This is a genomic window from Neptuniibacter caesariensis (genome assembly GCF_000153345.1).
GTDB classification, from domain to species: Bacteria; Pseudomonadota; Gammaproteobacteria; order Pseudomonadales; family Balneatricaceae; genus Neptuniibacter; species Neptuniibacter caesariensis.
The window spans coordinates 22599-47029 of the sequence record NZ_CH724127.1; the positions used below are offsets into that span (position 1 = coordinate 22599).

The 24431-nt window shown below is 45.3% G+C and carries 18 protein-coding genes; 11 read left to right on the forward strand and 7 right to left on the reverse strand.

The genetic code is table 11. The features are described from left to right. Positions 1–4: 4 nt before the first annotated feature. The 8 genes from pdhA (at position 5) to MED92_RS13995 (ending at position 10830) form a co-directional block, all read left to right on the forward strand. Entirely contained in the window at positions 5–1087 is a 1083-nt protein-coding gene (gene pdhA, locus MED92_RS13960) for a pyruvate dehydrogenase (acetyl-transferring) E1 component subunit alpha (protein WP_007022209.1), read from the forward strand. Further along, complete coding sequence (locus MED92_RS13965) at positions 1084–2073, forward strand: alpha-ketoacid dehydrogenase subunit beta (protein WP_007022210.1); 990 nt, start codon at positions 1084–1086, stop codon at positions 2071–2073. The genes pdhA and MED92_RS13965 overlap by 4 nt, the downstream gene beginning before the upstream one ends. Beyond that, positions 2070–3191 (forward strand): dihydrolipoamide acetyltransferase family protein, encoded by a 1122-nt coding sequence (locus tag MED92_RS13970; RefSeq protein WP_007022211.1) that lies wholly within the window; start codon positions 2070–2072, stop codon positions 3189–3191. The genes MED92_RS13965 and MED92_RS13970 overlap by 4 nt, the downstream gene beginning before the upstream one ends. Before the next feature lie 167 nt (positions 3192–3358). Further along, positions 3359–5281 carry a PrkA family serine protein kinase gene (locus tag MED92_RS13975; protein WP_007022212.1) on the forward strand — a complete coding sequence of 641 codons (1923 nt, stop codon included), beginning with the start codon at positions 3359–3361 and terminating at the stop codon, positions 5279–5281. Positions 5282–5370: 89 nt separating this feature from the next. Next, complete coding sequence (locus MED92_RS13980) at positions 5371–6657, forward strand: YeaH/YhbH family protein (RefSeq protein ID WP_007022214.1); 1287 nt, start codon at positions 5371–5373, stop codon at positions 6655–6657. Beyond that, positions 6654–8180 (forward strand): SpoVR family protein, encoded by a 1527-nt coding sequence (locus MED92_RS13985; RefSeq protein WP_007022215.1) that lies wholly within the window; start codon positions 6654–6656, stop codon positions 8178–8180. Before MED92_RS13980 ends, MED92_RS13985 begins: the two co-directional genes overlap by 4 nt. A gap of 95 nt (positions 8181–8275) precedes the next feature. Beyond that, positions 8276–8641 (forward strand): histidine triad nucleotide-binding protein, encoded by a 366-nt coding sequence (locus tag MED92_RS13990; RefSeq protein WP_007022216.1) that lies wholly within the window; start codon positions 8276–8278, stop codon positions 8639–8641. A 167-nt stretch (positions 8642–8808) separates the two neighbouring features. Further along, entirely contained in the window at positions 8809–10830 is a 2022-nt protein-coding gene (locus tag MED92_RS13995; RefSeq protein ID WP_007022217.1) for an ATP-binding protein, read from the forward strand. Positions 10831–10844: 14 nt separating this feature from the next. Here the strand turns inward: MED92_RS13995 and MED92_RS14000 are convergent, their stop codons facing one another. The 3 genes from MED92_RS14000 to MED92_RS19355 form a co-directional block, all read right to left on the reverse strand. Then, positions 10845–11273, reverse strand: a complete 429-nt coding sequence (locus MED92_RS14000; RefSeq protein ID WP_007022218.1) for a PilZ domain-containing protein — start codon at positions 11271–11273, stop codon at positions 10845–10847. 90 nt (positions 11274–11363) lie between these two features. Further along, positions 11364–12398 carry a DUF2333 family protein gene (locus MED92_RS14005; protein WP_007022219.1) on the reverse strand — a complete coding sequence of 345 codons (1035 nt, stop codon included), beginning with the start codon at positions 12396–12398 and terminating at the stop codon, positions 11364–11366. A gap of 372 nt (positions 12399–12770) precedes the next feature. After that, on the reverse strand, positions 12771–12902 hold the full coding sequence (locus MED92_RS19355; protein WP_272941717.1) for a hypothetical protein: 132 nt from the start codon (positions 12900–12902) through the stop codon (positions 12771–12773). A gap of 66 nt (positions 12903–12968) precedes the next feature. On the opposite strand from MED92_RS19355, the gene MED92_RS18680 reads away from it, so the two are divergent. Continuing rightward, positions 12969–15386, forward strand: a complete 2418-nt coding sequence (locus tag MED92_RS18680) for a sensor domain-containing protein (RefSeq protein ID WP_162010868.1) — start codon at positions 12969–12971, stop codon at positions 15384–15386. A gap of 7 nt (positions 15387–15393) precedes the next feature. On the opposite strand, the gene MED92_RS14015 is transcribed toward MED92_RS18680, so the two are convergent. Next, positions 15394–16878, reverse strand: coding sequence for a response regulator (locus tag MED92_RS14015; RefSeq protein WP_007022221.1), 1485 nt, complete (start codon positions 16876–16878; stop codon positions 15394–15396). A gap of 263 nt (positions 16879–17141) precedes the next feature. Between MED92_RS14015 and MED92_RS14020 the strand changes: the two genes are divergently transcribed. Then, positions 17142–18113 carry a bifunctional enoyl-CoA hydratase/phosphate acetyltransferase gene (locus MED92_RS14020; protein WP_007022222.1) on the forward strand — a complete coding sequence of 324 codons (972 nt, stop codon included), beginning with the start codon at positions 17142–17144 and terminating at the stop codon, positions 18111–18113. Positions 18114–18118: 5 nt separating this feature from the next. After that, positions 18119–19294: an acetate/propionate family kinase gene (locus tag MED92_RS14025; RefSeq protein WP_007022223.1), complete on the forward strand. Its 1176-nt coding sequence runs from the start codon at positions 18119–18121 to the stop codon at positions 19292–19294. 39 nt (positions 19295–19333) lie between these two features. Here the strand turns inward: MED92_RS14025 and MED92_RS14030 are convergent, their stop codons facing one another. From MED92_RS14030 to MED92_RS18685, 3 genes are read right to left on the reverse strand one after another with little or no spacing between them, the layout of a single operon-like run. Further along, positions 19334–21568 (reverse strand): DUF6351 family protein, encoded by a 2235-nt coding sequence (locus MED92_RS14030; protein WP_007022224.1) that lies wholly within the window; start codon positions 21566–21568, stop codon positions 19334–19336. 1 nt (position 21569) lies between these two features. Further along, complete coding sequence (locus tag MED92_RS14035) at positions 21570–22964, reverse strand: alpha/beta hydrolase family protein (protein ID WP_007022225.1); 1395 nt, start codon at positions 22962–22964, stop codon at positions 21570–21572. Beyond that, entirely contained in the window at positions 22949–24424 is a 1476-nt protein-coding gene (locus tag MED92_RS18685) for a metallophosphoesterase (RefSeq protein ID WP_007022226.1), read from the reverse strand. The genes MED92_RS14035 and MED92_RS18685 overlap by 16 nt, the downstream gene beginning before the upstream one ends. Positions 24425–24431: the final 7 nt, after the last annotated feature.

Here is a 24431-nt window from a genome sequence, read left to right on the forward strand (position 1 = left end):
GGCTATGAATACTCAGAACCACTTACAGTTCCTTGATTGCGAAGGCGTACCCACTCAGGCACTCCCCAAGTGGGCTGAAGAGCCTGACTGGTTTCTTAAATGCTACCACTTCATGGTTCTGGCCCGACAGTTCGACACAAAGGCTATTGCACTACAACGCACAGGACAATTAGGCACTTACGCATCGCTGCTTGGCTCTGAGGGTATAGACGTACCCGTTGCGCTCAGCATGCAGAGTGATGATGTTCTGGTGCCTTACTACCGCAACCATGCCTGCCAGATAATCCGCGGGCTCCCACTTGAAGACGCCTTTCTATATTGGGGGGGAGATGAACGGGGTAATGCCGCCATAGAGATGGGTAAGGACTTTCCAAATGCAGTCCCTATCGCTACACAGTCATTACATGCCTGTGGAGTCGCAACCGCTATGAAGATTAACAATCTCAAACAAGCGACGGTGACTTTTATAGGGGACGGGGGCACCTCCAAAGGCGACTTTATGGAAGCCCTTAACATTGCTGGCGTATGGCACCTTCCGGTCGTTTTTATCATTAACAATAATCAATGGGCTATTTCTGTACCCCGAGAGATTCAAAGTGCGGCCAACGCCCTGGCTGATAAAGCCATTGCCGCAGGCATACCTGGAATTCAGGTAGATGGTAATGATGTGATCGCTATGCGTGAAGCAACCAATCAAGCGTTGCAGCGTGCCTATGAGGGTAAAGGACCTACCCTGATTGAGGCGGTTAGCTACCGGCTTTGCGACCATACCACTGCTGATGATGCGACCCGTTACCGTGACAATGACGAGTTAAAGGCTGCATGGCACAGGGAGCCTATTAAACGGTTGCGCGGCCATATGGTCAATCAGGGTTGGTGGGATGAAGAGAAAGAGAAAGCGCTTCTCCATGAAATTAATAAGACCGTGCAAAAGTCAGCAGACAACTACATAAAGATGGCGCCACAAGCAGTTGAATCATTTTTTGATCATATGTATGCCGAACTCCCTGAACACCTTGTAGAACAGCGTGATTGGGCTGTGGTGAAAGCAATGCCTGGTGGCAGCCATCATCAGGAAGGAGAATGATCATGAAACATTCAGTTTGCCTTCTGGAAGCAGTAAATCTTGCACTGGCCTCAGAAATGCGCCGAGATGACAGCATTGTACTTCTCGGGGAGGATATCGGTGTTAACGGTGGCGTATTCAGAGCTACCGCAAGCTTACGCGAAGAGTTTGGCCTAAAAAGAGTCATGGACACACCTCTGGCTGAAACCATGATTGCCGGCTTGACGGTGGGTATGTCAACACAAGGCTTGAAGCCTGTCGCTGAAATTCAGTTCATGGGGTTTATCTTCCCAGCGCTTGAACACATCATCTGTCATGCAGCTCGTATGCGTAATCGGACACGTAGTCGTTTAAGTTGTCCTATGGTTATTCGTGCTCCGTTTGGCGGGGGTATTCATGCTCCTGAACACCACTCTGAAAGTACTGAAACATTACTGGCTCACATTCCTGGCTTAAAAGTCGTTATTCCTTCCTCCCCTGCCAGAGCCTACGGTCTGCTTCTGGCGGCTATGCGGGATCCTGACCCCGTCATTTTTCTGGAACCCAAACGTATCTATCGCAGTGTACAGCAAGAGATTGAAGATAACGGTGTCGAACTTCCCATCGGCAAGTGTTTCACATTGCGCGAAGGCAGTGATATCACCCTGCTGAGCTGGGGGGCCATGATCACTGAAACATTGGAAGCTGCGGCCGCTTTAAAAGAGCAGGGCATTCACTGTGAAGTGATCGACGTTGCAAGTATCAGTCCATTAGACACAGAAACGATCCTTACTTCGGTACGAAAAACTGGGCGTTTAGTGATCATTCACGAAGCCCCCAGAAACCTGGGGCTTGGGGCGGAGATTGCTGCCACTGTCGCAGAAAAGGCCTTATTAGAATTACAGGCGCCTATCGCACGCGTAACAGGCTATGACACCGTCATGCCTTACTTCCGTTTAGAGAATCATTATCTACCTAACACGCAAGACATTATCGATGCGGTTACTCAGACACTGGAGTTCTCATGAAGTATTTTAAATTACCCGATCTGGGGGAAGGCCTCCCTGAAGCTGAAATTCTTGAATGGCATGTACAGGAAGGAGACAAGGTTCAGACCGATCAAATCGTTGTATCCGTAGAAACAGCCAAAGCCATTATAGAAGTCCCTTCGCCTCAGTCTGGCGTGATTGCGCACCTCTTCGGCCAGGCTGGAGATACCATCCATACAGGGGAACCTCTGTTAGAATTTTCCGGCGAGGATGAAGAAGACACGGGCACCGTGGTCGGCAAAATTCCGGTTGCGTCACAACAAACCCAAAGCGGTGATGATTTTATTATCGGCTCACCGACTTCTGGCACTGTTAGCGAATCAGTCAAAGCCACACCCGCTGTCCGTGCTTTAGCAAAACGGCTCAATATCGATCTTGCACAAGTCAGAGGCAGCGGCAGGAATGGCAGCGTTACACCGGCGGATATAGAGAAAGCCTCAAAAATGGACCAATTACACGGTAAGGCGGAACCCCTTCGTGGCGTACGAAAGCAGATGGCTCTGGCCATGAGTCGTTCGCACGCTGAAGTTGTGCCCGTCACCATAAATGAGGATGCCAATATTCATGCATGGCCTAAAGGGACAGACATCACATTAAGGTTAATCCATGCCATTGCCTACGCATGTGCCAAAGAGCCCGCGTTTAATGCCTGGTTTGACGGTCAGTCACTGAGCCGACGTATACACCAGAAAATTGACTTGGGTGTCGCTGTAGATACTGAACAAGGACTTTTTGTCCCCGTATTAAGAGACATCGGTTCACGGGATTTAACCGATATCCGTAGTGGCTTGGATAATCTACGAAACGACGTTAAAGCCAGAACAATCCCTCCACAGGAACTACAGGGAGCCACTATCACTCTTAGCAACTTCGGGACGATTGCTGGTAGGTATGCTAACCCAATTGTTGTTCCACCGCAGGTTGCAATTATCGGTGCTGGCGTTATTCGGGAGAAAATACTGGCTATCGATAATGAAATGAAAATTCAAAAAATCCTTCCACTGTCCCTGACCTTTGATCATCGAGCATTAACCGGCGGCGAGGCCGCAAGGTTCTTACAGGCTCTACTGACTGATTTATCACTTAGCGAGGTATAACCCTTTGTAAATTATGAGATTAATGAACAGAAAATTAACGTAAAAATATCGTTTAATTCTCTTTACAGCAGAAAATGTGAACTACACTGAGAGTATCGACGTTTAAGAAAACGATTAAGGAATATCCAAATCCAATAGCAAGACTTGGCTGAATAAAGGTGATTAGTATGAGTATCTTTGACCACTACAAAGCCCGATATGAGTCTGTGCAACAAGAAGAGTACAGTCTGGACGAGTATCTCCAGCTATGTAAGCAGGATCCATCCATCTATGCGGATGCTGCTGAAAGGATGTTGCAGGCAATTGGCGAACCGGAGATGATCGACACATCGACGGATCCAAGACAAAGTCGGATTTTTTCCAATAAGTTGATTAAACGTTATCCTGCATTCAGCGAATTTTATGGTATGGAAGACGCTATCGAGAATATCGTCTCTTACTTCAAACATGCAGCTCAGGGCCTGGAAGAACGCAAACAGATCCTTTATTTATTAGGCCCCGTAGGCGGTGGTAAGTCTTCACTAGCAGAACGTCTTAAGCATTTAATGGAACACATTCCCTTCTTTGCTATTAAAGGCTCACCGGTTTTTGAATCTCCGCTTGGTTTATTTAAGCCAGAAGAAGATGGCGATATTCTTCGCGAAGAATATGGCATTCCTTCCCGCTACCTGAAGGGTATTATGTCTCCATGGGCAGTAAAACGTCTTCATGAATTTGGCGGGGACATCTCCAAGTTCCGAGTTGTAAAACTATACCCGTCAATACTCGATCAGATTGCGATCGCTAAGACTGAACCGGGCGATGAAAACAATCAGGACATCTCGAGTCTGGTCGGTAAAGTCGATATCCGAAAGCTGGAAGATTTTCCACAGCATGATCCCGATGCTTACAGTTTCTCTGGTGCCTTGTGCCGTGCTAACCAGGGCATGATGGAATTCGTTGAGATGTTTAAAGCGCCTATAAAGGTCCTTCATCCACTTCTGACTGCCACCCAGGAAGGCAATTACAACAGTACAGAGGGAATGGGTGCTATACCCTATGACGGTATCCTATTAGCTCACTCTAACGAATCTGAGTGGCAAACATTCAAAAACAATAAAACCAATGAAGCCTTTATAGATCGAATCTACATCGTCAAAGTGCCTTACTGCTGCCGCGTGACGGAAGAGGTTCGAATCTATGAAAAACTATTGGAAAACAGTTCATTAAGCAAATCCCCATGTGCGCCTGACACGTTAAATATGCTGGCTCAATTCAGTGTGCTCTCACGTATGAAAGTGCCTGAAAACTCCAGTCTTTTCTCAAAAATGCGTGTCTACGATGGTGAAAACCTTAAAGACACCGATCCAAAAGCGAAATCGATGCAGGAGTACAAAGACTCAGCTGGGGTCGATGAAGCAATGGACGGTCTGTCTACTCGATTCGCATTCAAGATTCTGTCTAAAGTCTTTAACTTTGACCCTTCAGAAGTTGCAGCAAACCCTGTGCATCTGCTTTATGTCCTTGAGAAAGAGATTGAACAGCAGCAGTTCCCTGCTGAAATACAGGACAAATATCTGGGCTATCTGAAGGAATTCATTGCACCTAAATATATTGAGTTTCTTGGTAAGGAGATCCAGACCGCCTATCTGGAATCATATTCTGAGTATGGACAGAATATATTTGATCGCTATGTGACCTATGCGGATTTCTGGATCCAGGATCAGGAATATCGAGACCCGGAAACTGGCGATATTCTGGACCGACAGGCAATTAATGAAGAGCTGGAAAAAATTGAGAAACCAGCTGGCATAAGTAATCCAAAAGATTTCCGTCATGAAATCGTTAACTTTGTCCTACGTGCACGTGCCAACAATAACGGTAAGAACCCATCCTGGATGGGCTACGAAAAGATGCGTGGCGTGATCGAGAAGAAAATGTTCTCGAACACCGAAGATCTGCTGCCCGTTATCTCTTTCAATGCCAAAGCATCCAGCGACGAACAAACCAAACATGGTGAATTCGTAAAACGCATGATCAAACGCGGTTATACCGAGAAGCAAGTACGCTTGTTATCTGAGTGGTATATCAGGGTCAGAAAGTCCCAGTAAAGGGCTGAGATCTTTTAAAACCAACATCAGGGCAAGGAGCTGAAGTTGCCGGGAATTTGCAACTTCAGCTCTGACACGGGGATAGAAGTATGAGTTACATCATAGATCGCCGCCTTAATTCGAAGAAAAAGAGCACGGTAAACCGACAGCGCTTTCTTCGACGCTATAAAAAGCACATCAAGGATGCTGTCGAAGACGCTGTAAACAACCGATCCATTACTGACATTGATAAAGGCGGGAACGTAACGATTCCACGCAGGGATATTTCTGAACCTGTATTTCATCACGGCGAAGGCGGAATAAAGCAAAAAGTCTTTCCTGGAAACAAAGAGTTTGTGGTTGGAGACCAGTTTCAGCGCCCGCAAGGTGGCGGAGGTGGTGGTGCCGGCGATGGTAAAGCCAGTAACCAAGGTGAAGGGGAAGATGACTTTACTTTCCAAATTGATCAGGAAGAATTTCTCGACTTCATGTTTGATGGCCTGGAACTCCCCTATCTGGTTAAAAAACAGCTAAAAAATACCACGCAGTACGAAACAAGAAGGGCCGGTTTCACCAACGCAGGCAGCCCGGATAAAATTCATATTGTAAGATCACTAAGAGCCGCTCATGCCCGCCGTATCGCGTTATCTGGTAAAGAACGCCGAAAAATACGCGAGCTTGAGGAAGAGATGGAGACGTTGCGGGCTCGCCTTCCCGATACTGATGCAGAAAGCCAGATCCAGCATCTGAAAACTGAAATAGATGAGTTAAAGGCAAAGTTAAAACGCGTCCCATTTCTCGATGACTTTGACATCAAGTACAACAATATGATCAAGGTACCGGTCCCTTCCAGCAAAGCCGTTATGTTTTGCGTAATGGATGTTTCAGGCTCTATGACCCAAAGCATCAAGGACATGGCAAAACGTTTCTTCATTCTCCTCTATCTGTTTTTGAAACGTAATTACAAGCACATTGAAGTCGTCTTTGTTCGTCACCATACCCACGCCAAAGAAGTCGATGAACAAGAGTTCTTCTACTCCCGAGAAACTGGCGGAACCATTGTTTCCAGTGCATTAGATTTAACCGCAGAAATCATTGAACAACGATATTCACCTTCCGACTGGAATATCTATGTCGCTCAAGCCTCTGACGGTGATAACTGGGATGGGGACTCATCTAAATGCTCTGATGTTCTTAACAGCAGAATCTTAAAAATGGTTCAGTACTTTGCCTATGTTGAGATAACGACTGGCCCCCACCAGAACTTATGGCACGAATATGAAAAACTCCAGGCCTCCTGGGCCGATAGTTTTGCTATGCAACAGATAAGGGAGCCATCTGACATTTTCCCTGTATTCCGAAGCTTGTTTGAGAAAAAAACGGAGGGTGCCGCATGAAAAAGCGTGAACCGATCTCTACCGGAGCTGAATGGACCTTCGATTTAATTGCGGAATACGACCACGAAATTGGCAGAATTGCTAACGAATATGGTCTGGATACCTACCCTAACCAAATTGAGGTAATTACTTCCGAACAGATGATGGACGCATACTCCTCTGTGGGCATGCCTCTAAACTACAATCATTGGTCGTTCGGTAAACAATTTGTCGATACACAGCAGAACTATAAACGCGGCCGCATGGGACTGGCCTATGAAATAGTTATCAATTCAAATCCATGTATCTCTTACCTGATGGAAGAGAACACAATGACAATGCAAGCGCTGGTGATTGCTCATGCCTGCTACGGTCATAATTCTTTTTTTAAAGGTAACTATCTATTCAGGACATGGACTGATGCTTCTGCAATTATTGATTACCTACTCTTTGCCAAAAGTTACATTAATCGCTGTGAAGAACGCTACGGCGTTGATGCCGTAGAAGAATTACTAGATTCATGCCATGCGCTAATGAGTTATGGGGTAAACCGTTATGTCCGTCCTCAACCCCTTACCGCGGATGAAGAGAAAGAACGCCAGCAGGCTCGCGAAGAGTATATACAACGGCATCTGAACGACTTGTGGAACACCATCCCCAAAAAAGAGGGTGAAGAGATACCTATGGTTGCTAGGTTCCCGCAAGAACCTGAAGAGAACATTCTCTACTTCATTGAAAAAAATGCCCCACTGCTTGAACCCTGGCAACGTGAAATTGTGCGGATCGTCAGGAAAGTCGCGCAATATTTTTATCCACAAAAACAGACCCAGGTGATGAACGAAGGCTGGGCTTGTTTCTGGCATTACACTCTACTTCATAAAATGCATGATGAAGGACTAGTCAACGATGGGTTTATGATGGAGTTCCTGCATTCTCACACCAGTGTCGTTTACCAACCTCCGTTTGACAGTCCATATTTCAGTGGTATCAACCCATACACCTTGGGTTATAACATGATGCAGGATATCAAACGCATCTGTGTTGATCCCACAGATGAGGACCGAGAGTGGTTCCCTGAATTTGCCGGAAAGGACTGGAATGAAACCCTCGATGACGCCATGCGGAATTACAAAGATGAGAGCTTCATTCTTCAATTTCTCTCACCACGACTGATCCGCGAACTTAAACTATTCACGATCATGGATGATGCTGGAAAAGCCAACCTCGAAGTCACCTCAATTCATGATGAAAGCGGCTACCGCAAAGTCCGTGAAGATCTGGCCGCTCAATATAATTTAGGCAACAGGGAACCCAACATTCAAGTTTATAATGTAGATGTTAGGGGTGATCGAAGCCTGACCTTAAGGCACTTCATGTACAACCAACAGCCACTGGGTGAATCCTCTGATGAAGTGCTCAAACATATCCATCGTTTATGGGGTTTCGATGTACACCTAGAATCTGTCTTACCTGATGGGACTGTGTCTAAAAGCTATCATTGTCCTGAGATGGCGCAGGAAGAGATTACAGAATCCCTACTATAATTTGCGGTACTGAATGCTCTGAAGATACCAATACCTGGTTTGATAGCTGACCAACTCTCGTTATACTGCGAAAAACGACACGATAAGGGGACATGATGGACAGTTTGTTTACCAAAATAATCAACAGAGAGATTCCTGCAGAAATTATCTACGAGGATGATCAGGTTATCGCCTTCAACGATATCAACCCTCAGGCCCCTTTCCATGCTTTGATCGTCCCCAAAAAGCATATTGCTACGCTAAATGACATCAGCTCCGAAGATGAGAGCCTTGTTGGTCATATGATTAAAACAGCCGCGGTTATCGCAGAGCGAGAAGGTTTCGCTGAAACAGGCTACCGTACTGTTTTCAATTGCAATGAGCACGGCGGGCAGACGGTTTACCATATCCATTTGCACTTACTGGGAGGCAAACCTATGGGCTGGCCCCCATACCAGGAGACACTGAAAACCCCGGTTTAATAACAGTTCCAGGCTAAGCTGGGATTAAGGCGATAGAAGCAATAATCCCGGCGGACGTTATACAAAAAGACTCCTAAACTCTGTAATTGGAAGATGTATCCTTAGGGAATATAATTACGGCAACTCAACCCACATAATTTTTATGTAACCGAGAATAAGCCAAACACATGTATCAGGAAAATCAGCCCAGCGCTGAAAATAACCAGGGAAGCAACCAGCAGGAAGATTCTTTTACTGGTCCTTATCGCCATAAGGGTTACAAGCGTGCTTTGGAGCAGCTCAGAGATGGACTAACCAAAGAGAACGCTGTAATCCTCAAAGGTGTTGAAGGCACAGGTAAATCGACCCTGATAGCTGAGCTGGTTAGCGAATATGAGCACAAAGGCGTACCTGTTGCCGTTTTCCGTGATGCATTGCCTAAAGCAGCCCATTTCTACGCCGTTTTGGCAGAGACGTTAGGGGTTCCAAAACAAAAGAATGACCTGGTTCGCGCGCTAAGAAATACAAAGGAAGCGGGACAATTTTGCTTCGTAGTTGTTGATCAGGAAGCCATAAACTCATCTCCGGAAGTTGAGAATGCTCTGAAGCAATTGTGTATTGCCTCAGAAACAACCGCTGGCGCGATAAAACTGGTCGTCATACGTAAAGATTATCTGGTTATTCATACTGACGGCACTCCCGAAGCTGACTTTCATAACTGGATCAATCAAGAGGTGACCTTAGACCCCCTTCATACGGATGATATTGAAGGTTATATATACTACCTGTCTGCTATTAAAGGGATTCAACCAACTCCTTATGAGATTGGCACTGATTTCCTTATGATTGAAAAGACAGAAGGACGCATTAGCCGCTTAAAGGCACTTTTACTGCCGCTAATCCATAAAGATGTTATTACCCGCAAAGATATTCAGGGACTTAGCAAACCCTCTGTAAAAGTTCCGAAAAACAATACGGCTATTTTTGCAGTCGCCTTTTTGGTTCTACTCGTTGCGGGCGTTGGGCTTAACCACTTCATTCTTAGCGATAACTCAGTTTCTCAACAAACTGTACCTTCGGAAGTAGTGCCTGTTTTTGCGAATAATGAACAAGGCCAAAACCTAAGCAAGATCACCCCCCCAAGTCTTTCATCAACACCCGCGAAGACAGAAACTTCATCGATCGAATCTAGTGTTATAAATACTGAAGAGGAATCCTCTGGGGGCTTAGACAGCCTTCCTCAGCTAAACACTCCTGAAGTAGTAGCTGATTCTGTTTCATCTAGTGTAAAGGCAGATCCCACAAGCAGCCTTGATACAAGCTTAGAAATCACACAAGAACAGACAGTCATTAGTAAGGCCTCTCCTGCGGCGGGTTCTCTATCGGAAGCTGAATTTCAGAATGAGGTGAAGAATAAACTGGAGCTCATTGAGCAACAACTCAACGATGCCATAGCTGAGAACAAGCGATTAAAAACGGCATTAGCGGAAGCACAGCAGGCAAAGGTTCTTGCTGAAGATAGCAATACGACCGCAGAGCTTGCAGTTTCTCCTGGTGATAATGTAGTACACACTGAGCAACAGCCACTTCCTGAATTAGCCGTAGTCGCTGGAAACGAAACCACTTTATCGAAGAACAGTACAACAACACGCTCAGAGGACACCGGGCCTGTTACTGAAGATAAGATCAAAGAAACGGTTATCAATTCGGAACTGCCAAAGCAGGTTCTGGTCGATACCGAGCAAAAGGATGAACCTTTAATTGAAAAGGCCGAATCCATTCATGACATCATTACTGAAACGTCCCGCCAACAGCTGACAGAAGTCAATAAGGTCATAGAGCAACCATTAACCGACCTTGAAAAAGCCACACGGGTCATTTCCGAATGGCAGGCGGCCTGGCAAAATCAGAACCATGCAGACTATGTAGCTCAGTACATTACTGGTTTTAATGGTGCATACAAAACCCACCAACAATGGCTTAAAAAGCGACATACTGCACTTAACAAACCTAATTGGATTAAACTAACTCGCTCGGACTTCATTAAAACCGAAGAAGCGAATGGGATTGTAAAAATAGATTTCTGGCTAACATACGAAGCTGACAATGGGTACAAAGATAAGACCCATAAACGTCTTACCCTTGAATTCAGCGATGACCGATGGCTGATTAGCAAAGAGCAGAACATCAAAGTCCAGCCTTTCTTTTAATGAGACTGAAACAGTTAGTGTACGTTTTGCGGGAAATCTCCAGCGTGCTTGCTAATCCACTCTAAGGCTGCGTCTTCAGAACTGAGCTCGCGGCCCTCTTCCTCTAACACCGCCTGCCTGTACTCCTCGATATAGCAAACCTGTTCAACCATTCTTACTGCATAGGCTGTAGCCAAATCGGCGAAGCCAATTCCAACCAGAAATCGATCGCCATTATGTTTACACCACACGACATGACCGATGGTTTTAAACGGAGGCTGATTAAGTGCAATTTCAACTTCGACAGGTTCACCAGGGGACATCAGAAACTCAGATTCACAAGACAAGCCCCCCGCACTCACATCAACGGTTTGAGTGTGATACTGGGTGTCATGATCACTGCTTACCCTTTTACCAATCTGAATGGGGATGGAAGCAGGATGACGAATAAAGCGTCGCGGCATAACTCATCTCCACTACTGCTAACCTTTTAAGTGTAGACCCTAGACACAAAAAAGGGGGCTATAAGCCCCCTTCTTAAAATGAGTAAAAACTTAGCCTCTGGCTAGAAGCTCACGCAAATCGATGATTGCGGCGTTTGCTCTGGAGATATAATTCGCCATCACTAAAGAGTGATTAGCAAATACTCCAAACCCACCACCGTTAAGAATCATCGGGCTCCACACTGTTTCCTGAGTTGCCTCTAACTCACGAATAATCTGACGCAGGCTAACTCGCGCATTTTTCTTATCCAGAACCGGACCAAAATCATGCTCGATCGCTTTCAAGATATGTAGCAGGGCCCATGCAGAACCCCGCGCTTCATAGAAAACATCATCTATTTCCAGCCAAGGCGTTTTAACTTCTGTATCAGCCGCTACCTGAGTCGACTGTTCGGCATCGGGATCACCCGCAAGATCTGTATTCAAGCGTTTCTGACCAACACTAGCACTCAGGCGCTGGGATAAGCTTCCTAAACGCGTTTGAACATCACCTAGCCAATTATTCAAATTATCCGCTCTGGCAAAAAACTGTGCTTCTGACTGAGTCTTATCCGCTAAAGCAATGTTGTATTCTCGCAGAGCTTCCAGACCTTCTCTATACTGAGACTCAGAGGATGGCAGCAACCAACTATTTGAATCAAAATGGAACTGAGGCTCAGCCACTGTTAAAGCAGGGTATTCCACAGACTGGGACTGGGAACGACTAAAGTCCTTACGCAGTGCTCTTGCCAGATCTCTGGATTGAACCAAAACACCATATTCCCAGTGACTAATATTATCCAGCCAAAGCCCTGGCGGTAGTTTATCATTACTAATATAGCCACCTGGTTTGGTCAGCAAGGTATCAACCAGGCGATGAAGTGTATATACAGAGGTGTAGCCCGTCGTAACCTCAGCTTGCTGCTCTTCCGCATCGGCTTGCGCTTCAGTTACAGGATCAAAAGCCGCAGGCGTCATACTCCAGTAAACACCCAAAGGGATGGAGATCACTAAGGTCAAAATAAAAGCAGAGAAAATCGTCCGGCTTATCTTGCCTCCGGGCATGTTATCCCAAAAGTCTAAAAACCAATCAATCAGGAAGTTCATCAATATCCCTCAAAAACTAATTCCATACTAACAACAGACATTCACATTACATTAAACAAACTTAACTTAACCTTAGGCATGATCAAGCGAATGTAATCTGGACGTATTTGCCTAAGAATACTAACCCGCCAGCACGATACTGGATAGTGAAATCATTCTATTGAAAGCAGAAGTTTAAGCAGCTTAACTCAGGATAACTTGATTTCTGTCCAATTTTCGTCAAATGGAGCATGCTTTTAATACTCAGAGGCATCGCATTTGCTATAGTTGATTAGAATAAGTTATTAATACGCAGGGAATGCGAGCAGGAGCATCTTGGGGATGATAGGAAACGAAGGCATTAAGCCACTTAAATTACTGTTTACCTTACTATCAGTGATACTTCTGTGTGCTCTTGTTGTTTTCAGTTTCGCGCTTTGGAAAGATGTTAAGACCAGCCAATTCGACAAACTCTTCAAACAGAACCAAACACTGATAAGTCAAAGCAGAGCCTTCTTTGATCATCAAACACGCCTGATTGTAAAAACAGTTCAATCCCGTTTTGTCACAAATGGTGTAAAGGAACGCTCCGTGACAAACATTTTTGATTATTTAATGTCTGCCACAAATGAAGCTGCCGCATTCTCTTTAGTCGATTTAAGCGGTAAAACCCTGGTGACCCGTGGTGATATAACAATTCCGTCTTTGTCAGATCAGAGCAATACTGTCATCGAACGTGCCAGAACAAGCCAGACTGCGCAAATTGGTTACCTTCTGAGGGCGGGATTACTTGGAGATTCGTACCTTCCTTTCTTTGTCCCTATTCTAAGCGACGAGCGAAAGGTCATCGCCTTCGTTGTTGCTTTCTACCGGGTTCAAGGCGAATCCTCACTGATGAACAATTTTATCACTCCAGATGGAAACACTATGTGGCTTCTTGGGGAGCGAGGCCAGGTACGGATGTCATACCCTGTGCCGCGAGGAGTCGTATCCGATCTGTTTGGATGGCGTTTAGCCCCGGAAACGGCCTCAGAAATTCAATACAATCTAAGGTCAGGTAAAACCAAAGAAGGACTTGAGCTGGAAGTAAAAGGAGAGCAGGTACTTGCCAATGTTGGCTACCTTCCTGAGTACCAGTTGATAACCCTTAACTCTCATCCGGTTTCTGCCTTGTTCACTGCCTGGCTGGAGAGAATGCAACCTATAGGGGTTATATTTATTCTCTTCCTGCTAGCCGCCCTTTTGGCTTATCGCGCGGCCCTGCAAATCAGTAAAAAGATATCTGACGCTAAACAGGCTGCCGAAGGTAATGTACATAAACTCTCTAAAGCGATAGAGCAAAGCCCTAATAGTGTCGTGATTACCGATAACAATTGGTGCATTGAATACGCTAATAGCCACTTTGACATCGCTACAGCTAAGCCAAACGCGCATGATAAAGCGCGTGGACACAACATTATCGATTATCCGCCCTACAACGTATTAACCACAGACCTGAAAAAAATCAGTGATGAAGTCGCCCTAAGTGGTAACTGGTTTGGCGAACGCAAAACGGATTTCGATGGGAAGTGGTACTCTTTTTCTATTAGTCATATAACTAATCCCTCTGACCAGATCACCCACTATGTGACTGTTGTTCAGGACATCAGCGCCCGTAAACAAGCAGAAGCTAAACTTTATAAGCAGGCAAACTTTGATCCGTTAACCGGCTTACCAAACCGCCGAAGAGCGCATGAAAACCTTACTGCAGAGTTACAGAGTGCATGGAAGCATAAGCAACAAGTCGCTGTTTTATACCTGGATATCGATAACTTTAAAAATGTAAACGACACCTTTGGTCATATGGTCGGGGATCAGTTATTACAGCTGGTTTCAGCCCGATTAGTGAAATGCTGCAAAGATCTGGCGAACATCTGCCATATTAGCGGCGATGAGTTCCTGGTTTATGCCCGTTACGCCAGTGAAAGCGACATAAGAAAACTGGCTCAGAAAATTCTAGATGACGTACAAACCCCTGTTTTGATCGAGGGTAAGCAGATCTTTGTATCGGTCAGCATCGGTATTTCACGCTATCCGGAAGATAATAATGATGTTACCGGTCTCGTAAAATTTGCTGATATAGCCCTCTATGAATCAAAACGTGAAGGCCGAAATCGCTATAGCTTCTTTGATCACGAACTAGATCGCCGCCTGAAACGTAAACACACCATCGAAACAGAGCTTCGACAAGCGCTGGAACGTAACGAAATCTACATGGCTTATCAAAGCAAGAATGATATCGCATCTGGAAAAATCATTGGCTTTGAAGCGTTGATGCGCTGGAACAGCGGCGTTCTTGGCCCTGTCGGCCCATTCGAGTTCATCGAAGTAGCTGAAGATATTGGCGTTATCAACGAACTAGGTGAATTTGCCTTAAGACAAGCCTGTATCGATTTACAAGAGTTCCAAAAATTCTCAGATACAACGCTGAAAATGGCAGTTAATTTGTCTATCCGTCAGTTAAATGATGACAGTATTGTTGATATGGTCGCCAAGGGTATTGAAGAAACAGGAATAGACCCCTCCCGTTTGGAACTTGAAATTACCGAAAGCTTGCTGGCCGAAAATATTGACCAGATTCTCCCTCGATTAGAACGTCTGCTTGAACTTGGAACAGCACTCACCATAGATGACTTTGGTACTGGTTATAGCTCCTTGAGCTACTTAACAACCTTCCCGGTTTCTACACTTAAAGTGGACCGTGCTTTTGTTAAAGATATGGTTAGCAATGAAGGTGATGCAACATTGACCCATACCATCATCACTATGGCTCATGCGCTTGGCATGAAAGTCGTAGCAGAAGGTATTGAAGATGAAGATCAGCTTGCCATGTTACGTGAGCAAAACTGTGACATTGGCCAGGGCTACCTATTCAGTAAGCCCCTGACTCAAAAAGAGATGGAAATCCTCATAGAAACCCATGAACTTCCTGAGACCACAGGGTTCAAAAGTAAGCACTTCAGAATATAAACGCTCGTTAAAAATGGTCATCCGCTACTTCATGCTCAGGGTATTTACTCCGGATATAATCCAATTGCCCACTTTCAAGCATTAAGATAAAAATTTCGACTAAACGTTTATCCAGGTGAACCCCTGCTATACGCTGAAGTTCAGTGACTGCTTGCTCTGTTGACCATGGTTCCTTGTAGCTTCGCTTGGAGACCAGTGCATCAAACACATCCACAACAGCAACAATACGCGCCGCTAGTGGGATTTCATCGCCCTTCAAGCCTTTTGGATACCCAGTACCGTCAACTTTCTCATGATGATACAGAGCTATATCCCTCGCCATATTAAAGAATGCGCTTCCACCTAATACGCGCGCACCAGCGGCGGAGTGATTACGCATCTCGACCCATTCCTGATCATCAAGCGGACCTGGCTTATTCAAAATATGATCTGGCGTTGTGATCTTACCCACATCGTGCATCATGCTCGAATAACCTAAGCGCTTGATCACTTCCGAGGACAGACCTACTGCTCTGCCCAACTCCTCAGAATACAATTTAACTCTATCGATATGGTTCGCTGTATCTTTGTCCTTATAGTCGCAGGCCAAAGCCAACTTCGTAATGGTCTCAATATTTGCATCATAGAGTTCCTGCGTCCGCTCACGCACCCTGTCTTCAAGGTAAGTGTTCGCTTCCTGCAGTTCTCTATTAAGCCGTAGCTGCTCCTTATAAAGAAAGCGGGTTCTCAAATGAGAACCAATTCTTGCACGAAGCTCTTCATGACTAAAAGGCTTGGTTATAAAGTCACTGGCACCACTTGATAACAGCTCGCAGAGTAGCTCTTCCTGATCGTGCTGAGTCACCACGATCAAAGGCACTTGGTCATACTCACTTGCGGAACGAACCAAATGATTAAACTCGATGCCATCCATAATAGGCATCTCTACATCGGTAAGGATAAGATCAATATCATCGTGCTTCTGTAACTCTTCCCAAGCCTCTTTACCATTACTGCAAAGAATAGGAAAACAGCCAAGTTGCTCTAACATGACGCCATATAATGCCAGAAGGGAAGCACTATCCTCGGCGATAAGTACATTGAAACGCTGCCCTGCCAGATGCTGGTTAAACTGCATTGTTTCCTTGCGCTGGAGAATATTCTTAACTCGCTCCAGCAGAAAAGCCTGCGTGCAATTTTTCAGGATAAAATCGGTGACACCCGCCTGGAAACAACGTTGTTTCAGCTCCATGGAGCGAATGGAAGAAACAACAACGATTGGCAGTAGAATAAATTCAGGCTGTGACTTAATTCTTGTGGATAACTCAACACACTCAGTGTCTGGTAACTCTGCTCCCATTATAATGAGATCAGGTATTTCAAAATTAAGTGCTTTATAACAGCTTTCCCCCGTTTTAAAACACTTAACTCTGTAACCTACAGATTCTAAGACAGCCGAATATAAATTCCTTATCGTTGTACTGCCGTCCACAACATAAATGTTCTGACGCATCAGTGACACTCCCTTATTTTCTATATCTAAAGCTTACACCAAATTGGTGAATTATCCCTGCCACATGGCCTTAACATGCAAAATAATACGATTACTCATCTATTAGCAAATTTTTCAACAAACAGCCGTTTAAAACCCTTTTACTTTCATTAGGTTATTTATAGCTGACATAAGTCACTAGAAAAATTGCTGCAGTGCGTCATAATCAAGTAATAGACTAAAGCTACCTTAGAAGATATCCATCATACTTATTGGGTAGTTGCATGTTACTTTTTGATAAGAATCCAGAGGTTTCAATGGTTATTCAGGAGAAGCCACCGCTTCACGACCAGTTAGAGTTTTTCATCCAACAAGCTGAGAAAGCCCGCCCAATCACAACAACGGTGGCTCACCCAGTAGATAGCAACAGCTTAATTGGCGCTGTCGAAGCTGCCGAACACAACCTGATAGTCCCCATTCTGGTCGGTCCAGAAACAAAAATCAGAGCCGTTGCGGAAGAGAACAATCTCGATATTAGCCAATATGAGATGGTCAATACTGAACACAGCCATGCAGCGGCTGAACTATCATGCGAGATCATCAAACGGGGGGACGCAGAAGCGTTAATGAAAGGCCATCTGGGTACATCGGAACTACTGCGTGCCGTGGTGCATAAAACGAAAGGCATACGTACTGAACGCCGTTTGAGCCACGTCTTTGTATTTGACGTCCCCAACTACCACAAGCCCCTGGTCATTACCGACGCGGCAATTAATATTGTTCCTGACCTATATTGCAAAAAAGACATCACACAGAATGCAATAGACTTCTGCCGAGCGCTTGGCGTTGAACAACCTAAAGTCGCGATCCTTTCAGCAGTTGAAAAAGTAAAACCGAATATTCAAAGTACCATTGACGCTGCAGCCCTGTGTAAAATGGCGGATAGAGAACAGATTACAGGAGGCCTTCTAGATGGGCCTCTGGCATTCGATAACGCTATTTCTCAGCAAGCAGCCATAGACAAACACATTGTTTCTGACGTTTCAGGCGATGCCGACATTTTGTTAGCCCCTGATTTAGAAGCCGCTAACATGATAGCTAAACAGCTTATCTATCTAGCCAACGCAAAATCAGCAGGAATAGCGCTAGGCGCAAGGGTTCCCATTATTCTGACCAGCCGTGCAGATAAAACCCTGGCCAGGCTCGCTTCCTGCGCGCTTGCATCCCATATGGTACATCACGCCAATATGAAGTAGATGTTATGCAAACAATATTGACAGTGAATGGTGGTTCCTCAAGCCTTAAATGCGCGCTGTTTGAGCGCGTTGATGACAGATTGAATCTACTTTATAGCTTTAAGCTGGGTAATATTCTAAATACAGCAAGCTTTAGGGCCTTTGATTCTAATGGCAATTTGCTAAGCCACTGCGAGCCGGATTTTTCGACGATCTCAAAAGAGAAACGCCACCAGGCCTCACTCCAAACTGTTCTGAATTGGATCTCAGAACAGGAAAGTACAACATCTATCTCGGCTATAGGCCACCGTGTTGTTCATGGCGGGGGGAAATACAACGCGCCTCGACTAATTACCGACCAATTGATGGACGAGCTGCGTAAATTTATCCCTCTGGCGCCACTGCACCAGCCGTTCAACCTGAAACTAATCGAAGCATGCCATGCTCTGGAACCTAACCTTCCGCAAGTGGCTTGTTTTGATACGATGTTTCATGCCAAACAGTCACCGCTCGAGCAACATTATGCTATTCCGCGTAAGTACACGGAGGAAGGCATCAAACGCTATGGCTTCCACGGTTTATCCTATGAGTTTATTCTGCGTAAACTCACTGAGCAGCAAAGCGATTCACTAAATACGATCGTTTGTCATCTTGGTGCAGGTGCAAGCATGTGTGCTATCAAGAACAAACAATCCATCGCTTCGTCCATGGGCTTCACTGCCGTTGATGGACTACCAATGGGGAGCCGTTGCGGGAGTATTGATCCTGGCGTTATGCTTTATCTTCAACGCCATCATCAGATGAGTGCGGATGATCTGGAAAGGTTTATCTACAAGGAAAGCGGCTGGTACGGAGTATCAGGAATCAGCTCGGATATGCTTGAGCTACATCAGAGTGATCAGCCCGAAGCGGAAGAAGCGATAGATATGTTTTGCTATCGAGCTGCATTAGAGATTGGGCGTTTATCCGCAGCGCTTGAAGGTCTGCAACAGCTAGTATTCACTGGCGGTGTTGGCGAAAACGATGCTGATGTAAGGTCTCGAATCCTAACGCGTTGTCACTGGCTTGGAATTAAGTTTGCTAAACAAGCTAACGATGCAGGTTCTGCAGTCATAAGTCAGGATGATTCATCTGTAATCGTTCGCGTTATTCCTACCAATGAAGAAGCGATGATTGCAACTCACGTGACAGAGCTCACCTGATCAATAAGGGGAATGATCTCCCCTTTCCCTATTTCAGCCTTAATTGTATGCGCAGACACCTTCTTTGAATATTTTCTCAAGATAAACCTTCTGCATTTCATTGAACCGAATAGTCGCATAAGTTCCATCCTGCAACGCTGAAGAAACTGATTTTAACGGGCACTTCAGCAGATCTGCGGCAAATGGTTCACCGGCCGCAACCCTCGGGCTTCCGTGAATTTTAAACTCTCTGGCACACAGACCTTTATCGCTATGATTAAGCGAAACGCCATTCCATACCGACTCGCCAACAGCAAGCAGTTGATAATGCTTGTCCCAACAACGATCGATAGCGGACGGGGGTTTCTCTCCCTGCTGTAACCAGGCCGATAATGTCTCGACTGATTGAGTGGCAATATCCCTTAATTGTTTTTTATCAGACTCGGGATTACCGGAAGGCGTTAACCCCCAAATACTAAAACTCCCATCTGAGTGACCTGCCTTTCTCATACGCTCGCGAAAAACAAACGGCTGTCGAGCATCATGAATATCCAATCTGTCATCCAGATAAACCATCATTGCAATTGTCGGTTTATTCCACTCCCCACCAAAAACCATCCCTTGTTTCTTAGCACGCTCAATAGCGGTAGCACTCGCCGAAGAGCGCTCTGCTATCGCTGTATCTAGACTAGCTGTAGAGTTTTGATGGCTCCAGATTGATTGTTTATCATCCCTCCCAAACCAGCGTTTAACCCTTGGAGAGACTTTGTCGTCAGGCATCAGTGTTAATACATTCTGAGTTCCGCGCCAAAAGGAACCAACACTTCGTAATTTGATATTGCCAAAGATAAACTCACTCAGAGAAATACGATCCAACGTCAAAGCTCCAAAAGGATAAAAAGGGGCTTGCTCAAACCTCATTTCCGAAGAAGGTTTCCATCCTCCAATACGCGCATTAAGATCGAGAAACTGATCCACTGATATCGCCCCTTGCTTTAGCGCCTCTAATCCATACTGAACCCCAACATTGTCATAGGTTCGAAGTGCATAACCACTTTGATCTGTCCCATATATAGCAACAGCATCATCCCAGTGGGTCCAGTTTGTACTTTTTAACTCAGACGCATCTCCTTTCAGCCATGCGTGATGCATATCATAAAAAGGTAAAAATAGTTTGGGATTAAACATGAGTGGCGTTATTCCCCTCCACCCATCCACACAGACAGAACTCCCCGGCTTAGCCGTCGACATCATAGGAACACCGCTGCCATCTATACTGTACTTACTCGGATAACCATCGATAGCATTAAAACCTTCTACTAAACCCCGGTGATACCAGGTTTTCCAAAAACCTTCGGAAGACTGATCACTGTGATTATCGAAGTAATATTGCAGTAACTCGCAATCCCCAACCCCTGTCATTTGGGTTAACAGATCAGGAAACATATGACTAACTACAACGCCATCAAGTAGCTCAGGGGCATGCTGATCACTAAAAAATTGCTGGATTGCACCTCCCGATGCTCCAAGGCCCAAAGTGAAATCGGGCTCTCCAAATTCTGCGACAACCTGCTTTTTTACCATCCCAGCCGTCTGTAAGAGCAAAGGGAGATTGAAACTGGTGTCGGTTCCCATGCCCGTAGAGCCCGCAAGCAGGTACCCCCTGGCAAGCAAATCTGGATTGAATAGACTGATTAAGTCATCGCTTTTTTCTGCCTCTGCACCCAACATCCCCAAAGACACAATCCCTGACTGATGGTGACCAATACCGATCCCCCCGTTAAAAAGCATAATCAACTGCTTATTCCATACAGGAACAATCCCAGCCTGCTGAATGGGCCACTCTGTTAAAGATGTGATGCCGTAAATAAATCGGTTAATTACACCTCTCTCATAACGCACAACAAACGGGAAACGCCTGCCATCTCTTTCTAAGTACTCAGCATCACCTGGTATATCTGATTGGGCTACTAAGCTTTTAAAATCACCTGCATCATTCCGGTAATAGAAAGAGACCTCCATCTTCGCGCCACAATATTGGCTATACCCCTTTTTATAATTGAAGAATAACCAGCGATCCCAGACTGGATATCCCTTTTGTTCATAGTTATCAATTAATGGCTCACCCAAACCTGCTTCTGAGGTGGTACACGAAAAAGGAAACTGCATCGGATTATCAACGGCTACCGGCCCCACTTCTCCAGGTTTAACAGGGTAACCGCCAATGGGCATCTGGACATTTTTACCTGAGCAACCAGCAATTATGAGCACAGCCAAAATTAACCATAGTTTCATTTCAACTATCCTCCCCTAGCCACCTGTATGCTGCACTGATCGTTGCTCTTACCTGATTACGTGAAGTAGCATCGCCTGCAGGGCATTCAACACCCTGTAAACATAAATCAAGGTGATATTGAGCATTGGGTAACAGGTAATAACGGTGAACTCCGCAGTGATTCAACAAAGAAGTTTCTTCATCAACCTTAATATCACCTAAGGCTGAGCAAGCGGCGGCCGATTGCTGATAGGGAATTCGCTGGTCCCTAGCGCCGTGAATAAATAACAAAGGTGGAATATCGCCTTGTGACTTCACGATTTTTTCCAAAAAACTGGTTTCATGCAGAAGCTGAGAGCCATTTGAGACACTTTCCAAAGGCGCTTCAAGAATTCGTTCTAAAGTCGCCCTACCATCAGGATAACCTCCTTGATCGATAATGCGGCTGCGCATCTTAGCCGTATCCAACATAGGGTAATAAAACAGAACTCGTTCAATATCTTGGGGCCTTTCGATTAATAGCCAACTAGCCAGAAGGCCTGCACTTCCATGAGCAATCAGCCGTATCCCCCCCTGATCTCCAAATCTATTTTTATTCTCTTTTACCCAACTTAGCGCAGAATCTACATCATCACGCTGCTCATGCCAGTTCGCTCGACTGCATTCACTTGTAGTTTGACCATCACCCATCAATCTATAGAAAGGCATATACACTGTATAACCCTGTTCAGTTAGCTCTGGGATGCGACTTTCCATCGCAAGAACATGGAAACTGCGCTTATGACCTCCCCCACCATGAATCAATAACAGAGGGATTCCTCCCTCCGCCTCAGGCTCTTCCTTAAAAACGCGCATCTGTAATTCACACAACCCACTTCCCCGTCGAAGCTGAAGAGGTGTCGAGACAGGCGCAAAAACATGGGGGTCTGAAACGTTAACTGTTTTATAGACTCTTGTGGTCATAAAGGGCTGTTCAAAGCCGTACTGGCGAATGAGCGGTAAACGAAAGCGTGAGGAAGGGTTTAGGGTCCAGGCCCCTTCCCTTTGTAAGGATTGATCATTACCCAGCCGTTCGGAAAAAACATAATCCTGACAAAAACTATGGAACCGAGTCAGTTGATACTGAATCGGCTCTTTGCAAAATAAATCACTGTATAAGCGCTTTCTTGGGGCTTTCTGATCTTTATCAAACCAGCTTTCATCCCAGATTGGAGCGACAACACAACTACCTTGCTCATAGGTATATAACGAATGATGCCCCATCGGAGCCTGTAAAAACTGACTTAGCTGGCAAGCGGCGGCTTCTTCAGCAGAATCCCGCAGTAACTTCTTCTCTTCATCAGTCATCACTAATTCCCAGAAGGTACCGCAGCCAGACAAGGTACAGGCCAAGCAAACGATTAGATGGAAGCGCATCGATCCATTCCTCCTTGAAGAAGCTCTACCTCATTCGGGTTTCGCTGACTAAAACGTGCCTGATAGGCAAGTTGATACTCCCCATTCCCTGAGTCCACTTTATAAATGCTGACCGTCATTTGATCAGCAATGATATCGAGCAAAAAGAAGCCGATGGTTTCGCTGCATTGCCAATATGCTAAATTGCGGTCGGCTTTGTTAATTCGATTAGATTTTGCCCCAGCCCCTGAAATGACAAAATGCGTTTTTCCACATTGTTCAGTTGGCGCTAGCCATTGCATATTATGATCATGGCCAGCAAGGTACATATCCAGGTCACCACACATATGCTGGTCAAAAAAGTCCCGGTAGTAACTGCCCGCTACTCTTTGAAACAGATACTTATTTAACTGCGGCATGTACTTTTTTAGCTTCTCCGCATAGTCCCCCACTGAATCATAATTTCCTGCATTGCCATGTTTTCCGTTGGAAATATAGGGGTGATGAGCATAGGCAAGCTTCCACTGAGCTGCGCTATTGTGTAATCCTGCAGAAAGCCAGTTGCCCATGTTTTTAGAATAGAGATTAATACGGTAGCGTGGCACCAGATCAGGCGCACTTGTAAGCGGGGTAGAATCCAGCGCAAACAATTCAACTAATGGCTGTGAGTTCGCATTGGGAACATTTCTAGGATCAACGCCTTTAAGTGGCGCAGCCACCTGATAAAATCGATCAGGCATGGCCCAAATTTCGCTATGTTCCGAGTATTCAACTTCTATCTGCCCCCGGGCATTAAAACCACCGTCACCGGCAAATAGGCCGCTGGAATCATGGTTACCTAGAACCATAAAAAATGGCAGGCTTAAACCTCTATAAACTTTCTCGAACTTATCCTCAAACTGTTGGTCCTGAACACTGGACGGGCCTGAACTATAGATATTGTCGCCCATACCGATTACGAAATCGCAGGACTGCTCAGCACATACACTACCAATAGCCTGACCCACGTATCTCTGTTGAGGACTTCCTGTCCCTGCATCGCCAATTGCAACGATACGAACCCTGTCCAAACTGTTTTTATCTGTAGAGTAAAAAAGGTCAAAAGGACGACTATCAAACTCTCCATCACTAACAACCAAGCGGATTTTATAATCCCCTTCCTGATCAATCAGAAGCTTCATTTTACCTGGATGAGTGGTTTGAATTAATGCTGCTGAGCTGTTCACAGGACGCTGTAGAATTGACCAGCGGTAAGCTAAGTTTTGACCTGACAGGCTCTGGCTGGGAGTTCCATCCAGATAAACAACCTCTCCCACACTAACAAACAGTTGTTTGAATTTCGCGTAAGCAATGGGATCATACTTAACTGGGTTGATATGCCTTTTAGTACTCAAAACTTCTGAGTAAGTAGAAAAAAATGTACTACACCCTTGTAAAACAAGGAAAAATGGCAGAATACAAGCGTAAAAGATCGCTCTCATCCCTGAC

Coding starts and splice junctions, on each gene's coding strand:
- pdhA (WP_007022209.1), top strand. CDS start 5: ATGAATACTCAGAACCACTTACAGTTCCTTGATTGCGAAGGCGTACCC.
- MED92_RS13965 (WP_007022210.1), top strand. CDS start 1,084: ATGATCATGAAACATTCAGTTTGCCTTCTGGAAGCAGTAAATCTTGCA.
- MED92_RS13970 (WP_007022211.1), top strand. CDS start 2,070: ATGAAGTATTTTAAATTACCCGATCTGGGGGAAGGCCTCCCTGAAGCT.
- MED92_RS13975 (WP_007022212.1), top strand. CDS start 3,359: ATGAGTATCTTTGACCACTACAAAGCCCGATATGAGTCTGTGCAACAA.
- MED92_RS13980 (WP_007022214.1), top strand. CDS start 5,371: ATGAGTTACATCATAGATCGCCGCCTTAATTCGAAGAAAAAGAGCACG.
- MED92_RS13985 (WP_007022215.1), top strand. CDS start 6,654: ATGAAAAAGCGTGAACCGATCTCTACCGGAGCTGAATGGACCTTCGAT.
- MED92_RS13990 (WP_007022216.1), top strand. CDS start 8,276: ATGGACAGTTTGTTTACCAAAATAATCAACAGAGAGATTCCTGCAGAA.
- MED92_RS13995 (WP_007022217.1), top strand. CDS start 8,809: ATGTATCAGGAAAATCAGCCCAGCGCTGAAAATAACCAGGGAAGCAAC.
- MED92_RS14000 (WP_007022218.1), bottom strand. CDS start 11,273: ATGCCGCGACGCTTTATTCGTCATCCTGCTTCCATCCCCATTCAGATT.
- MED92_RS14005 (WP_007022219.1), bottom strand. CDS start 12,398: ATGAACTTCCTGATTGATTGGTTTTTAGACTTTTGGGATAACATGCCC.
- MED92_RS19355 (WP_272941717.1), bottom strand. CDS start 12,902: ATGATCAAAGAAGGCTCTGCTTTGACTTATCAGTGTTTGGTTCTGTTT.
- MED92_RS14015 (WP_007022221.1), bottom strand. CDS start 16,878: ATGCGTCAGAACATTTATGTTGTGGACGGCAGTACAACGATAAGGAAT.
- MED92_RS14020 (WP_007022222.1), top strand. CDS start 17,142: ATGTTACTTTTTGATAAGAATCCAGAGGTTTCAATGGTTATTCAGGAG.
- MED92_RS14025 (WP_007022223.1), top strand. CDS start 18,119: ATGCAAACAATATTGACAGTGAATGGTGGTTCCTCAAGCCTTAAATGC.
- MED92_RS14030 (WP_007022224.1), bottom strand. CDS start 21,568: ATGAAACTATGGTTAATTTTGGCTGTGCTCATAATTGCTGGTTGCTCA.
- MED92_RS14035 (WP_007022225.1), bottom strand. CDS start 22,964: ATGCGCTTCCATCTAATCGTTTGCTTGGCCTGTACCTTGTCTGGCTGC.
- MED92_RS18685 (WP_007022226.1), bottom strand. CDS start 24,424: ATGAGAGCGATCTTTTACGCTTGTATTCTGCCATTTTTCCTTGTTTTA.